At 67.3% G+C, this 13742-nt stretch carries 16 protein-coding genes; 10 read left to right on the top strand and 6 right to left on the bottom strand.

Going from position 1 to position 13742, the window contains the following annotated elements:
- The first annotated feature begins 42 nt into the window (after positions 1-42).
- On the top strand, positions 43-456 hold the full coding sequence (locus tag ASE63_RS17075; protein WP_056803772.1) for an MbcA/ParS/Xre antitoxin family protein: 414 nt from the start codon (positions 43-45) through the stop codon (positions 454-456).
- Positions 453-1202 (top strand): RES family NAD+ phosphorylase, encoded by a 750-nt coding sequence (locus ASE63_RS17080; RefSeq protein WP_056803775.1) that lies wholly within the window; start codon positions 453-455, stop codon positions 1200-1202. Before ASE63_RS17075 ends, ASE63_RS17080 begins: the two co-directional genes overlap by 4 nt.
- Positions 1203-1232: 30 nt before the next feature.
- On the opposite strand, the gene ASE63_RS17085 is transcribed toward ASE63_RS17080, so the two are convergent.
- Positions 1233-2018 (bottom strand): SDR family NAD(P)-dependent oxidoreductase, encoded by a 786-nt coding sequence (locus ASE63_RS17085; protein WP_056803778.1) that lies wholly within the window; start codon positions 2016-2018, stop codon positions 1233-1235.
- Positions 2019-2198: 180 nt separating this feature from the next.
- On the opposite strand from ASE63_RS17085, the gene ASE63_RS17090 reads away from it, so the two are divergent.
- Positions 2199-2573, top strand: coding sequence for a YkvA family protein (locus ASE63_RS17090; protein WP_056803781.1), 375 nt, complete (start codon positions 2199-2201; stop codon positions 2571-2573).
- Positions 2574-2583: 10 nt separating this feature from the next.
- Here the strand turns inward: ASE63_RS17090 and ASE63_RS17095 are convergent, their stop codons facing one another.
- Positions 2584-3558, bottom strand: coding sequence for an NADPH:quinone oxidoreductase family protein (locus ASE63_RS17095; RefSeq protein ID WP_056803784.1), 975 nt, complete (start codon positions 3556-3558; stop codon positions 2584-2586).
- A gap of 197 nt (positions 3559-3755) precedes the next feature.
- On the opposite strand from ASE63_RS17095, the gene ASE63_RS17100 reads away from it, so the two are divergent.
- The 4 genes from ASE63_RS17100 to ASE63_RS26690 all read left to right on the top strand — a co-directional run bounded on the left by ASE63_RS17100 (position 3756) and on the right by ASE63_RS26690 (position 6713).
- A complete protein-coding gene (locus tag ASE63_RS17100; RefSeq protein WP_056803787.1) occupies positions 3756-4355 on the top strand; it encodes a hypothetical protein in 600 nt (199 codons plus the stop codon).
- A gap of 106 nt (positions 4356-4461) precedes the next feature.
- On the top strand, positions 4462-5685 hold the full coding sequence (rlmN, locus tag ASE63_RS17105) for a 23S rRNA (adenine(2503)-C(2))-methyltransferase RlmN (RefSeq protein ID WP_056803791.1): 1224 nt from the start codon (positions 4462-4464) through the stop codon (positions 5683-5685).
- Between the two features lie 5 nt (positions 5686-5690).
- Complete coding sequence (locus ASE63_RS17110) at positions 5691-6173, top strand: hypothetical protein (RefSeq protein WP_056803795.1); 483 nt, start codon at positions 5691-5693, stop codon at positions 6171-6173.
- Positions 6174-6347: 174 nt separating this feature from the next.
- A complete protein-coding gene (locus ASE63_RS26690; RefSeq protein WP_082610043.1) occupies positions 6348-6713 on the top strand; it encodes an RcnB family protein in 366 nt (121 codons plus the stop codon).
- Positions 6714-6799: 86 nt separating this feature from the next.
- Here the strand turns inward: ASE63_RS26690 and ggt are convergent, their stop codons facing one another.
- Positions 6800-8566 carry a gamma-glutamyltransferase gene (gene ggt, locus ASE63_RS17115; RefSeq protein ID WP_056803798.1) on the bottom strand — a complete coding sequence of 589 codons (1767 nt, stop codon included), beginning with the start codon at positions 8564-8566 and terminating at the stop codon, positions 6800-6802.
- A 168-nt stretch (positions 8567-8734) separates the two neighbouring features.
- Here ggt and ASE63_RS17120 point away from each other — a divergent pair, with 168 nt between their 5' ends.
- Genes ASE63_RS17120 through ASE63_RS17130 form a run of 3 tightly spaced genes read left to right on the top strand, consistent with a single transcriptional unit; the run spans position 8735 to position 10777 of the window.
- On the top strand, positions 8735-9343 hold the full coding sequence (locus tag ASE63_RS17120) for a LemA family protein (protein ID WP_056803802.1): 609 nt from the start codon (positions 8735-8737) through the stop codon (positions 9341-9343).
- A gap of 22 nt (positions 9344-9365) precedes the next feature.
- Positions 9366-10172 carry a TPM domain-containing protein gene (locus tag ASE63_RS17125; protein ID WP_056803805.1) on the top strand — a complete coding sequence of 269 codons (807 nt, stop codon included), beginning with the start codon at positions 9366-9368 and terminating at the stop codon, positions 10170-10172.
- Positions 10172-10777 (top strand): TPM domain-containing protein, encoded by a 606-nt coding sequence (locus ASE63_RS17130; protein ID WP_056803808.1) that lies wholly within the window; start codon positions 10172-10174, stop codon positions 10775-10777. Before ASE63_RS17125 ends, ASE63_RS17130 begins: the two co-directional genes overlap by 1 nt.
- 7 nt (positions 10778-10784) lie before the next feature.
- Here ASE63_RS17130 and ASE63_RS17135 read toward each other — a convergent pair whose 3' ends face one another.
- The 3 genes from ASE63_RS17135 to ASE63_RS17145 all read right to left on the bottom strand — a co-directional run bounded on the left by ASE63_RS17135 (position 10785) and on the right by ASE63_RS17145 (position 13732).
- Positions 10785-11543 carry a DUF1223 domain-containing protein gene (locus tag ASE63_RS17135; RefSeq protein WP_082610044.1) on the bottom strand — a complete coding sequence of 253 codons (759 nt, stop codon included), beginning with the start codon at positions 11541-11543 and terminating at the stop codon, positions 10785-10787.
- 67 nt (positions 11544-11610) lie between these two features.
- A complete protein-coding gene (locus ASE63_RS17140; protein ID WP_280137448.1) occupies positions 11611-12588 on the bottom strand; it encodes a lipid A biosynthesis lauroyl acyltransferase in 978 nt (325 codons plus the stop codon).
- Positions 12589-12709: 121 nt separating this feature from the next.
- The gene (locus tag ASE63_RS17145) at positions 12710-13732 is read right to left on the bottom strand and encodes a zinc-binding dehydrogenase (protein ID WP_056803814.1); all 1023 of its coding nucleotides are present in this window, start codon (positions 13730-13732) and stop codon (positions 12710-12712) included.
- Positions 13733-13742 lie beyond the last annotated feature (10 nt).

Genomic DNA, 13742 nt, shown 5'->3' on the forward strand with positions numbered 1-13742 from the left:
TGGCGATCTATCTCCCATTTTATGCCAAATGGGAGGCGAGCCATGACTGCGTTACGCCAGATCGATACGACGGCGCCCGACTTCGTGCCGGAGCGGATCTCGGATGCCGAGGCGGCGGCGATGTTCCGCGCCGCGGTCAATCTGTTCCGGCTCTGGCGGCTTACCGACGAACAGGCCGCGACGCTGCTCGATCTGCCATCGCGCAGCTATGGGCGCTGGAAGGCCGGGCAGATCGGCCGCGTCTCGCGGGACGGCAAGGCGCGCCTGTCGAATCTCATGGGCATCCACAAGGCGCTGCGTATCATCTTCCGCGAGCCGCAGCGCGGCTATGACTGGATCCAGGCTGCGAATGCGGCGTTCGGAGGCCGTTCGGCGCTGCAGGTGATGCTCGGCGGCGAGCTGACCGACCTGATGCGCGTCCGGCATTACCTCGATCACGAGCGGGGTGCCTGGTGATCGACCCGGCCGGGCTGCCAGTCGCCGAGATCGATTGGCGTGGGGCGGTCCGGATCATCCGCAGTATCTTTCCGCCGATCGACCTGTTCGAGGACATCGCCGACCCGGCCGACTGGCCGCTTCTGCTCGCGGCCGAGCAGAAGACGAATCCCCGGTTGATGGAGGCGGTCGGCAATCTCGACCTCGTCCCGCCGGCGCGGCGCGTGGCAGGACCGGGTGCAAGCTGGCTGATGGCGCCCTTCACCCATGTCAGCCCCGATCGGCCGAGCCGGTTCTCCACCGGGCGCTTCGGGGTGCTCTATGCCGGCAACACGTTCCCGGTGGCGCTGTTCGAGACGGTGTACCATCACGCGCGCTTCATGGCGGCGACGAGGCAGCCGCCGGGCTGGACCTCGCAGTTCCGGGAAATCCTGATCGACGTGACGGCTACGCTGCACGATCTGCGCGGGCCGGAACGCAAGGCTGAGGCGGCGCTCATTCCCGACGACTACGCCGAAAGCCAGGCGCTGGGATTGGCTCTGCGCGCCGCAGGCTCGGACGGCGTCGTCTATCCGAGCGTGCGCTGCCCGGCCGGCCAATGCGTCGGGCTGTTTTACCCCGACGGTGCCGCGCATCCGGTCCAGGGCCGCCATCTCGACTATCACTGGGACGGAGAGCGCGTGGATCTGTACCGGGACCTCAGCGCCAATGTCGTCTACCGCATCGTGCAGGAGGACGATGAGCCCGGCAGCAATCCAGCCCGCTAAGGCCGTGATCGCGATGCCGTTGCGGTGCGGCTATTTTGGCGCCATGCGCAGGGCGCCGTCGAGGCGGATCGCGCTGCCGTTCAGCATGTCGTTCTCGATGATGCTGCGTACGAGCGCGGCATATTCCGCCGGCCGGCCGAGGCGGGACGGATGCGGCACGGAGATTGCTAGGGAGTTGCGCGCATCCTCCGGCAGGCCGTCGAACATCGGCGTCTCGAAGAGGCCGGGCATGATCGTCATGACGCGGATGCCGGACGAGGCGAGCTCGCGGGCGATCGGCAGCGTCATGCCGGCGACGCCGGCTTTTGAGGCCGCATAGGCCGCTTGGCCGATCTGGCCGTCCTCCGCTGCGATCGAGGCGGTGCAGATGAAGACGCCGCGCCCGCCATCCGGGGTCACCGGCTCGAGGCCCGCCAGAGCGGCGGCCGATTTCGCGATCATACGGAAGGTGCCGGTGAGATTGATCGCGACCGCCTTCTCGAACAGGGCCGAATCATGCGCGATCAGCTCGCCGGTCTCGCGCTTCTTCGAGACGATGCGGCGCCCCGGCGCGATGCCGGCGCAGTTCACCACGACCCGGGCGATGTCATGTGCGGCGCGGGCGGTCGCCAGCGCCTGATCGACGGAAGCCTCACTGGTCACGTCGCATGCGACGAAGAGCCCACCGATCTCGGCTGCGACCGTCTCGCCGCGTTCGGCGTTCAGATCGAACAGCGCAACCTTGGTACCTTGGCCGGCCAGCATGCGCGCGGTGGCCTCGCCGAGGCCGGAGGCGCCGCCGGTAACGATGGCGGCGATGGAGGAATCGAGCTTCATCGAGCGCTTCCTGATCTTGAGGGCCTTACAGGGTTAGAGGCCACGGCCTGCCGCTCCAAGCCGGATTTTTCGCAGGCCCCTTGTGCGTGGTTTCCTGCGGGGCCACATTTTTTGACATTGCCGACCGGGGCCGATCAGCGGACGCTGGCACCAGGATCACCGGCCCGAAGGAGGGGCAGAATGAGCGACGGTTTCACCTCCCGCTTCACGCCTGATGAGATGGCGGCCATCCGTGAGAGTCTGCGCGACGAGGCGCGTTTCGGGTCGGAGTTGCTCGGCCGCCTGAAGCGCGTGGCGAAGCGGATTCCCTTCGCCGAGGACCTGCTGGCGGCCTGGTTCTGCGCTCGCGATCCGGCGACGCCGCGCCGCGTCCGTATGACATTGCTTGCGGCGCTGGGCTATTTCGTGCTGCCGGTCGATGCGCTGCCCGACATCATGCCGATCCTCGGCTTCACCGATGATGCCGCCGTGATCGCGGCGGCGCTGGCGGCGGTGGCCGGGTCGATCACGCCCGATCACCGCGCCAGGGCGAAGCAGGCCATGGCGGAGCTCTGACGACGGATCGTCAGAGTGTCAGCACGACCTTGCCCCTGGCCTTGCGGTCGCCGATCAGCGCATAGGCCTCGGTCCAACGCTCCAGCGGCAGCGTGGCGTGGACATGGGCGCGGATATGGCCGCCCGCCGCCCAGTCAAGCAGGCGTTCCATGTTGCGGCGCTGGCTGGCGGGTTCGCGCCTGACGAACTCGCCCCAGAAGACGCCGCGCAGGTCGCAGCCTTTCAGCAGCAGCAGGTTGAGCGGGATCCTGGGAATGGCGCCGCCGGCGAAGCCGATGACGAGATAGCGGCCCTCCCAGGCCATCGACCTGACGGCGGGTTCGGCGAGATCGCCCCCGACGGTGTCGTAGAGCACGTCGACGCCGCGCCCGTCGGTCAGGCGGCGCAAGCCGGCCCGAAGGTCCTGGCGCGTGTAGTCGATCTCCTCCTGCGCACCATGCTCGCGGGCGAGTTCGAGCTTCTCCGCCGAGGAGGCGCAGGCGATGACATGGGCGCCGAGCAGCGCGCCGATCTCGACAGCCGCGAGGCCAGCGCCGCCGGCAGCACCGAGGATGGCGAGCGTCTCGCCGCCCTTCAGCCCGGCGCGCTGGATCAGCCCATGCATCGCCGTGCCATAGGTGACGAAGAGACCGGCGGCCTGCGCGTCGTCGAGGGCGTCCGGCACCCTGACCGCGCTCTCGGCCGGGACTATCACCTGCTCGCGGGCGGCACCAAAACCGAGCCAGGCGGCGACGCGCTCTCCGACGCGCCAGCCGGTGACGCCCTCGCCGATGGCGGCGACCGTTCCCGCGCATTCGGCCGAGGGTGAGAAGGGCAGCGCCGGCTTGGCCTGGTAGCGGTTCTCGATGATCAGCGTGTCGAAGAAGTTGAGCGCGGCCGCCCTGACCGCGATTGCGATCTCACCCGGTCCGGGCTTCGGCTCGGGCAAGTCGCGGATGACCAGCGTCTCGGCCGGCCCGTGGCTTTCGCAGAGCAGCGCCCTCATCGTTCCGTCACCCGTCGCGACACCATCCGGAAGCGGACTTTGCCATGCGTTCAGGGTGAACGGAACAGGCGGCCCGCGAGGCGCCGACATTCGCATTTTCGCCAGGATCATGACACTCTATGCGCCGCCCTGGGCCGGCGCGTCCGTAAACGCGTGGTAAAGGCAGTATTAAGTTTTTTAGTGGCTGATTGCGGTCCATGAACATCTCGTCTTTCCGCTCCGGGGTCGCCCCGTCCCGCCCGACCTTCCGGCTCGCCCTGCTGCTGGCCTGCGCTGGCCTCGCCCTTTCGTCGGCGGCCGCTCTGGCGCAGCGTGCGCGCCCGGCTGCGGCAGCGGGCACCCCCGCCGCCGGCCAAGGGCAGGCGATGCTGCTCGAATCCGCCGGCAAGTGGCAGGCGTTTTCCTCGCAGCAGGGCCGCGCCAAGGTCTGCTATGCGCTGTCGAAGGCGGAAAGCCGCTCGCCGGCCAATCTGCGCGATATCGAGGGCCTGCTCTTCGTCGCGACGCGCCCTGGCGAAGGGGTGCGCAACGAGATCAGCTTCGTGATGAATTTCGACCTCAAGGAAGATGTCGAGCATCAGGCGGTGATCGGCTCCGAGCGTTTCGCGCTCGTCGCCAAGGGCAAGAACATGTGGCTGAAGAACCCGGCCGAAGAGCCCCGCATGCTCGATTCCCTGCGCAAGGGCGCCGATCTCGAGGTCAAGGGCACGTCGAGGCGGGGCAATCCGACGTCCGACAAATACTCGCTCGCCGGCATGACCCAGACCGTGAAGCGTGCCGAAGACGCCTGCAGATAGGCTGTCCGGCAAGCCGGAAGCAGGCATGATTTCGCTGGCGGGCGTTCCTGTGTTATGAGGCCGCCAGATGCGGGCCGTGGTCGCCCGCCCTTAAGCCAGAGTTCCGATGACCCTGTCCGTTCTTGAAACCGCCGCGCCAGCGGCCGAACCCGTTTTGCGGCGTCCCTCGCTCGCCGGGCGCACGCGCGCAGGTCTTAGCCAGGCGCTGGCCGAGATCGGCGTTCCGGAGAAGGAGCGGCGCATGCGCGTCGGCCAGCTCTGGAACTGGATCTATCATTACGGCGTGCGCGATTTCGACGCGATGACGACGATCGGCAAGGGCCTGCGCGGGCAGCTCGCCGAGCGCTTCACGCTGGACCTGCCCGAGGTCACGGCCGAGCAGGTCTCGACCGACGGCACCCGCAAATGGCTCCTACGCATGCCCTCGACCGGACCGCGCGACCGCGGCGCCGAGATCGAGTGCGTCTATATCCCCGAGGTCGACCGCGGCACGCTCTGCGTCTCCAGCCAGGTCGGCTGCACGCTGACCTGCACCTTCTGCCACACCGGCACGCAGCGCCTCGTGCGCAACCTGACGACCGAGGAGATCGTCGCGCAGCTGATGGTGGCGCGCGACAGGCTCGGCGATTTTCCGAACCGCGCAGCCCCGGACGGCGCCTTCGTGCCAAAGGATGGCGGGCGCTTCGTCTCCAACATCGTCTTCATGGGCATGGGCGAGCCGCTCTACAATTTCGATGGCGTGCGCGACGCGATCGCGGTGATCTCCGACGATCAGGGCCTGTCGCTCGGGCGGCGCCGTATCACGGTCTCGACTTCTGGCGTGGTGCCGCAGATCGAGCCGCTCGGTGCCGAGATGGGCACGATGCTCGCGATCTCGCTGCACGCCGTGCGCGACGATCTGCGCAACGAGCTCGTACCACTCAACAAGAAGTACCCGATCAAGGATCTGCTCGAGGCCTGCCGGAACTATCCGGGGCTCTCGAACGCCAAGCGGATCACGTTCGAATACGTCATGCTCAAGGGTGTAAACGATTCCGACGCGGAGGCGCGCGAACTGGTCAGGCTGCTCAAGGGCATTCCGGCCAAGATCAACCTGATCCCGTTCAACCCTTGGCCCGGCACGAGATACGAGTGCTCGGACTGGGATCGGATCGAGCGCTTCTCCGAGATCGTCTTCCGCGCCGGCTATGCCTCGCCAGTGCGTACGCCGCGCGGACGTGACATCCTCGCCGCCTGCGGCCAGCTCAAGAGCGAGACCGAGAAGCTCTCGGCCCGTGCCCGGCTGATGCTGGACCAGGGCGAAGCCACCGACACCGCGCTCGCCGGCTGATCCTCATGCTGCGCTGGCTCCTGCTGATCCCGTTCGCGCTGGTGATGGCGATGGCCGCCGGCCTGCTCGCCATGATGATCGCGACCGCGGTCGAGCCGACGCTGGCGCTCCTGATCGGCGGCGGCGTCGAGCGGCTGCTCGACATCCTGTTCGGGCTCGCCGACAGCGGCATCGACCCGACGCCGACGGCGCAGGCTGCCTTTGCGCTGATCAGCCGACTCGGCTTTGCGATCATCGTGCTGCCAGTCGTGCTGGTCGCGGTCGGCTCGGAGCTGTTCGGGCTGCGCAGCGGGCTGATCCAGAGCGGACTGACCGGGCTGCTGGCGGCGCTGCTCCCGCTGGCCCTGCTCGGCCTGACGCGCGCGCCGAGCGGGCAGGAGGTGCAGGTCCTGGGTGCGCTCGTGCTGGTCGGCGCCGCCACCGGTTTCGTCTACTGGCTGATCGCCGGGCGTGGTGCCGGCGGCGAACGCGCCGCGGAGCGTGGTTGAGGCGCTGTAGCGCCGTCTCGCCCGCTACGTCTGCTCTGCCTTAGCGGATCCCCCATGAGGCTAAAGGAGCCTCATGACAAGCTATCCCTTTCATTACAATACATTAATGTGATTATTCAGTTTTGGTTCACGTTCAGAGCGTAGGCTTAATCCACTGAAGATTGGAGTTTAGCTATGTTCAGAACCGCGCTTATTGCTGCTTCTTGTCTCACGATTATCGTTTCTTCGGCCGCCGTTGCTCAGCCGCGTCATCACGGCCCGCAACATGGTCGCGCCCATGTTCAGAAGAAGGTTATTGTCGAGCGGAAGGTCATTCACGTTCCGGCGCGTGGTCATGTCCGCCACCAAGAGGTCCGCCGGTATCGCTGGGCGAAGGGTCATCGCGTCGACAATTGGCGCAGCCGTGGCCACGTCAGCGACTATCGCCGGCATGGGCTGCGTACGCCGGGGCGCGGGCAGGCCTGGGTCCGGGTCGACAACAATTACCTGTTGCTGAGCATGGCGACGGGCGTCGTCGCGGCCATCGCCGCGGGGCGGTGAGACCGAGCAGCCGTCGTGCAGAGGCGGGAGCGCGGTGAAAGCCGTGCTCCCGCCTCGCTATTTTCCGGCTCCGGTGCGGGAAGGGCTCAATCGCCGATCGCGACGCCTTCGCGCCGGCCGTCCGCTCCGCCGACATAGCCTTCCGGCGTCTTGACGATGGCCTGGATGCCCGAGGTCATCTCGATGAGCCGCACCTCGTGGCCCTTCGACTCGAGCGCTCCCTTCCAGGCCTCGGCCTCAGTCCCCTTCTCCAGCTCCGTCGGGCCGTTGCGGCTGCCGAAATTGCCGAAATCGGCAGCGGCCTGGGGATCCATCTTCCAGTCCAACAGGGAAATCAGCGTCCTGGCGACGAAGCCGATGATCTGGCTGCCGCCGGGCGATCCGACCACGGCATAGAGCCGGCCGAAGGCGTCGAAGACCAGCGTCGGCGCCATCGATGAGCGCGGGCGTTTGCCGGGCTCGACGCGATTGGCGACCGGCTTGCCGTCCTCCTCGGGGACGAAGGAGAAGTCGGTCAGCTCGTTGTTGAGCAGGAAGCCACCGGCCGTCATCAGCTTGGCGCCGAATTCGCTTTCGACCGTCGTGGTCATGGCGATGGCATTGCCGCTCGTATCGACGATGGAGATGTGGCTGGTGCCGTTCTCGACGCCGGCTGAGGGGGCAAGGAGCTGCGCGCGCCGATTCGGTGGCTCCCCGGCCTTGGCGCGCCTCATCGAGCGTTCCGGGCTGACAAGGCCGGCGCGTGAGTGAATATACGCGCCATCGATCAAACCGGCGGTCGGGACGCTGATGAAAGCCGGATCGGCGACGTAGAGATTGCGGTCGGCGAAGGCGAGCCGCCCCGCCTCGCTGAACCAATGCGCGGCCTCGGCGCCGGGACCGAGCCGAGTGAGGTCGCGGGTTTCGAGAATGCCGAGGATCTGCTGCACGGCGATGGCGCCCGAGCTCGGAGGCCCCATGCCGCAGATCCGCCAGACGCGATAAGCCCCGCAGACCGGCTCGCGCTCCTCGATCTTGTAGGCTGCGAGGTCCGCCAGCGTGATGTCGCCGGGGTTGGTCGGGTGGCCGGTGACGGTTGCGACGATGTCCTGCGCGATGTCGCCGGAATAGAAGGCTTCCGTCCCCTTTTGGGCGATGCTCCGCAGGGTCGCCGCGAAGGCCGGGTTGCGCAGCAGCGTGCCGATCGACTTTGCCCGGCCGTCGGCCTCGTAGAAATAGGCGGCGGCGCGCGGGTCCTTGGCGAGATTGCGCTCGCCGGACAACTGGCCATGCAGGCGCGGCGAGATCGTGAAGCCCTGCTCCGCGAGCCGGATCGCCGGTTCGATCACCTGAGCCCAAGGCAGCTTGCCCCAGCGGCGATGGCTTTCCTCGAGCAACTTCAGCGTACCGGGCACGCCGACAGAGCGGCCGCCGACGACGGCGTCGACGAAACGCATCGGCTTGCCGTCGGGGCCGAGGAAACGGTCCGGCTTCGCGGCGCCGGGGGCGGTCTCGCGGCCGTCGAGCGTGGTCAGCCGCTTCACCGCCTCGTCCCAATGCAGCAGGAAGGCGCCGCCACCGATGCCCGAGCTCTGCGGTTCGACGAGGTTGAGGACGAGCTGGATCGCGACGGCAGCATCGGCCGCGCTGCCGCCTGCGCGCAGGATCTCGCGTCCGGCATCGGCTGCCAGCGGATTGGCGGCCGCGACCATGAAGCGCTGGGCCGTGCCCGCTATCTTGGTGATACGGCCGGTCGCGGCTTCGGGAGCCGGTGCCAGTTGCTGAGCCAAGCCTGCTGTGGTTGAGGCCAGCGCCAGCAGCAGGCCGAGGGCGACCCGGCAGGAAGCGTGCCTCGCTATCGATGAAAGACGCATGATCAAGCCTCCCGATTTTGGCGTTCCAGGCGGAAGGTAGCGCGGAACGAGGAGCCAGGGCCATGCCCGCCTTCGGTGCGAGGGGCCACTGCCGGGATGCGGCTTGGAGCCGTCATGAGGTCGCGATAAGGTTCGGGTTAGATCTTCCTGCCGCCAAGGGGCTCCGGCATGCTGCTCGTGCTTTCTCGACCTTTCCGCCGCTCCGCCGCTGTCGCAGCCGCTGCGCTGCTCAGCCTCGTGCTCGCCGGCTGCGGCGTCAACAACGTGCCGACGCTCGAGGAGCAGGCCAAGGCGAGATGGGGCGAGGTGCAGAACCAGTACCAGCGCCGTGCCGACCTGATTCCGAACCTGATCGAGACCGTGAAGGGCTACGCTGCACAGGAGCGCGAGGTGCTGACGGAGGTGATCGAGGCCCGCGCCAAAGCGACGCAGGTCAAGGTCGATGCCTCGACGATCACCGATCCGGCCAAATTCAAGGAATTCCAGGACGCGCAGAACCAGCTGAGCGGCGCACTCGGCCGCCTCCTCGTCACGGTCGAGCGCTATCCCGATCTGAAGTCGAACCAGAACTTCCTCGCCTTGCAGTCGCAGCTCGAAGGTACTGAGAACCGGATTGCGGTGGCGCGGCGGGACTACATCCAGGCGGTGCAGGCCTTCAACACGGAAATTCGTACCTTCCCGGGCGTGATCTGGGCGCGGCTGTTCTGGGGCGCCAAGCCGATGGAGAGTTTTTCGGCGACGGCCGGAGCGGAACGCCCGCCTGCAGTGAAATTCTGAGCGCAATCGGCGAGGCCGGGCCATGCGCCTGAACCAGCCCTGGCGTCTCCTGTCGCAGGTCGGCGCTCTCTTGCTGTTGCTCTGGAGCGGCCTCGCGCTCGCTGCGGACCCGAGCTATCCGGCGCTGACCGGGCGGATCGTCGATGGCGCGAACCTGATCGCGCCGGCAGCGCGCCAGCGCATCGAGGCCAAGCTCAAGGCGCATGAGGACAAGACCTCCGACCAGCTCGTGGTCGCGACGGTGCCCTCGCTGCAGGACGTTCCGATCGAGGATTTCGCCAACGGCCTGTTTCGGTTCTGGAAGCTCGGCCAGGCCAAGAACAACAACGGTGTGCTGCTGCTCGTCGCGCCGAATGAGCGCAAGGTCCGCATCGAGGTCGGCTACGGCCTCGAGGGCGCGCTGACCGATGCGCTTTCCAAGGTAATCATCACGACTGCGGTGGCACCGAAATTCAAGACGGGCGATTTCGCCGGTGGCATCGATGGCGGCGTCGACGCGATCCTGAGCATCCTCGCCGGCGATGCCGAGGAATGGCAGCGCCGGGCGGAACTACGCAACGACGAGAGCACATTTGCCGAAGACCTCGCCACCATCGTCGCGATGGTGGTGATCTTCCTGATCATCGTCTCGATCCTGCGCGAGGCGATGCGGCAGGGCGGCAGCAGGCGCCATCGGCTGCGCAACGGGCGCTGGGTCGCGCTGCCGCCGAGTGCGGGATCGGGCTGGGGCGGCGGCAGTGGCGGTGGCTGGAGTTCGGGGTCGAGTTCCGGAGGCTTTTCGGGCGGCGGCGGATCGTCGGGTGGCGGCGGCGCCTCGGGAGACTGGTAATGGACGCAACTGACAGGGACGCGATCGCGGAGGCCGTTCGCCAGGCCGAGGAGGCGACGGCGGCGGAGATCGTCGTGGTGATCGACCATGCCGCATCGAGCTACCGTACGACCCCGGTCGTCCTGGCGCTGTCGCTGGCGCTGCTTGTGCCCTGGCCGCTGCTTTCGCTGACGACGATCAGTGCGCCGCGCATCTTCCTGATCCAGTTGATCTGCGCGGCGCTGCTGCTCGCGACGCTACTCTGGTACGGGCGCGGGGGACGTTTCGTGCCGGGTTTCGTCAAGCGGCGGCGCGCGCATGATGCGGCGTTGCGCGAGTTCACCGCCCGAGGCATGACCCGGACGCGGCTGCGCAGCGGCGTACTGCTCTATGTCGCCCTGCAGGAGCGCTATGCCGAGATCATCGTCGATACCGGCCTCGACGGGAAGGTCGATCAGAAGGTCTGGGACGAGATCATCGCATCGGTGCTCGTGGCGGCCCGGGAGGACCGGATGCGCGAGGGGCTGATCGATGCCGTGCGCGTGGTCGGTTCCGTCCTGGCGCGCCACGCGCCGCGCAGTGCCGACGATGTCGATGAACTGCCGAACAAGGTGGTGATGCTCTGAAAGCGGCTCAGCGCGCGCTTCGCGCGGCGGCGAGGATCTGGCCGGGCATCACGCCGTATTTGCCGGGCTGGTCAGCCTGGACGAGCACGACATAGCTATCAGCCTCGGGCACCTGTATCGCCGAAAGCGGAACCGTCAGCTCCGCCTCCTTGCCGTTCCAGTCGCCGATCCGGGTCAGGCCGCGCACGACATTGGCATAGGACACCGTCTTGCCCTGGTTCTCGCCGCGCGCGATCGGCACCGTCACCATGCGCGTCGTGGAGACGAGCCAGACGCCGGCGGTGCGTTCGCTCAGCCGATCGACCGGGGCTATCCGGACGCGAAGGCTGCCGGCCTCCTCCGAGAGCTTGAGCGCCGCGACGAAGCCAGTGCCGGATGCGGGTTTCACGGCCCGCTCGATCTCGGCCTTGTCGGAGCCGACGATATGGGAGGAGCCGTTGATCACCGCCTGCGGCGTGTAGACCTGGCCGTCGCCGCGGGCCTTGGCGTAGTATTTCTGGCGCTTGGCGAAGCTGTCCTTCCCGAGCGTGTCCTTCCAGCCGAGATAGTCCCAATAGGTCACCGGCAACGTCAGCGCGATCAGCTCCGGATTGCGGGCCAACTCGACGAAGAGCGCATCGGCCGGCGGGCAGGAGGAGCAGCCCTGGCTGGTGAAGAGTTCGACGACCGCCTTCGGCTGCGTCTCGGCAGGTTCGGCGCGCACGACCGTGCCGCCCAGCAGAAGCAGGGCGATGGCGGCTGACACAAGGCGTGCAAGAACGATCATGATTCGAACTCGGGGAGATTTCTAGGTCTCAGGGTTACCAAAGCGCCTAATCCACCTCACTTGGAAATCACGTTGCCTTGAAAGCCGGCTCACGCACAACAGTCATGCCGGATTCGGCGGCAGATGCCGAGATCATGTTAGGTCGCCAGCGGCGATGCATCCAGAGCCACTGCTCGGGATGCTCGCGCACCCAACCCTCGACTACCGCCGTCATCATCGCCATCGCACCCTGGACGTCGATCTCGCCGCTGGCATCGCGAGGCAGGTCGAGCGGCGGAGTCAGCTCCAGCCGGAAGCGCTGGCCGGGCAGCCGGACGACGCGCACGCCATGCACGGGGCATTCGAAGCGACGGGCGAATTTGCCCATGATCGGGTTGGTCAGGGCCGGGCGCCCGAGAAAGGGCACCACGACGCCGCGGGTGAAATGCTGGTCGATCAGCATGCCGAGATGGCCGCCCTTCTCGAGCACGCCCTGCATGGCGAAGGCGGCGCCCTGCTTGGCGGCGGCGAGGCCGCCCATGGCGCCGGAGCGGATCTCGTGGACGACGCTGGCGATCGCCGGGTCATTGGGCGCGCGGAAGACGGCGGTGGTGTCGAGCTCGTAGGCGGCGGCACAGATCGCCGGTAGCTCCCAGTTGGCGAGATGGGCGGAGAAGATCAGGCCGGGCCTGTCGTCGTCCTTGAGGGCGACGAAATGCTCGATACCCCTGACCTCGACCCGAGAGGCGGCGTCGGGGTTGTGATAGTCGTAGTCGAACAGGGTCCTGAGATGAGCGTATTCGGCGACGGTCCGGCCTAGATTTTCCCAGGCGCTACGTGCGATGCGGCGCACCTCCGGCTCGGGCATGTCGGGGAAGGCCGCTCGGATGTTGGCCAGCGCGACGCGGTTCACCGGAATCAGCGGGCTCGCCGTCCGCAGCAGCCAGCCGCCGAGATCGCTCGCGCGCTCGGGGCCGAGCAGGCGCAGGAATGCAAACACGGCCCGGACCAGGCCGATCATCGCCATCGCACCGGCACGCGTGGCGAGCGTCTTCAATCGTCTCAAGATGGGTCCGGCCCTCGAACGCCCGAAAGGCCGGGCAGGACCTGCGACTTGCGGCAGGAAAACGGCTTCGTCAAGCTTCGCCGGTTTGCGAGGCCGGTTTGTCGCGTTGCCGCACGGCGCTTCAGAAGGTCACGATGACCTTGCCGAAGACCTTCCGGCCCTCGAGACGCGCCAAACCCTTCTCGAAATCGCCGAGCGGAAACACCGAGTCGATCACCGGCTTCATGCCACCGGCCATCTTCTCGAGGGACTGGGCGATGTTCTCGATCCGGCAGCCGAAAGAGCCGGTGATACGGTATTGCTGCTGGAAGAGCTGCATCAGGTTCATCGTCGTCGAGGCGCCCGAGGTCGCGCCGCAGGTGACGAGCCGGCCGCCGCGCTTGAGGCAGAGCAGAGAGCCGTTCCAGGTGTCGGCGCCGACATGCTCGAAGACGACGTCGACGCCCTTGCGCTTGGTGAGCTGGCGGACCTCGCCTTCGAAACGCTCGGTCTTGTAGTTGATGACATGATCGGCGCCGAGCTCCTTGGCCTTGCGGCCCTTCTCGTCGTCGCCGACGGTCGTGTAGACCGTGCACCCGATCGCCTTGGCCATCAGGATCGCGGCCGTGCCGATGCCGGAGCCGCCGGCATGCACCAGCACGGATTCGCCGGGCTCGAGTTTCGCATTGTCGAACAGCATGTGCTGGACGGTGCCGAAGCCGATCGGCGCGCAGGCGGCATCCTCGAAGGAGACGCCGGGCGGTGCCTTGATCACGAGGCGGGCTTCGCGATTCAGAAGCTCGCGGGCGAAGCCGTCGATGTGGAAGCCCATGATGCCGGCGACGTTCTCGCAGAGATTGTCGCGGCCTTCGCGGCAGGCCTTGCACTGGCCGCAGGTGTCGGCGCCATAGGCGGTGACCGTGTCGCCGACCTTAAGGTTGGTCACGCCCTCGCCGACGCAGACGATCTCGCCGGAAGCCTCGACGCCGGCCGCCTGCGGCATCTTGCGCTTGGCGAAGGCCATGCCGCGGAAGCCCCAGACGTCGAGATAGTTCAGCGCGACGGCGCGGATGCGGATCTGGACCTCGCCGGCGGCGGGCGGCGGCGGCGGTTCGATCTCCTCGAGACGGAGGTCGCGGTCGCCATGGAGCTGGAGGGAACGCATGAAACTTCTC

Origin of the sequence: Allobosea sp. Root381, from assembly GCF_001429395.1 — a bacterium.
GTDB lineage: Bacteria > Pseudomonadota > Alphaproteobacteria > Rhizobiales > Beijerinckiaceae > Allobosea.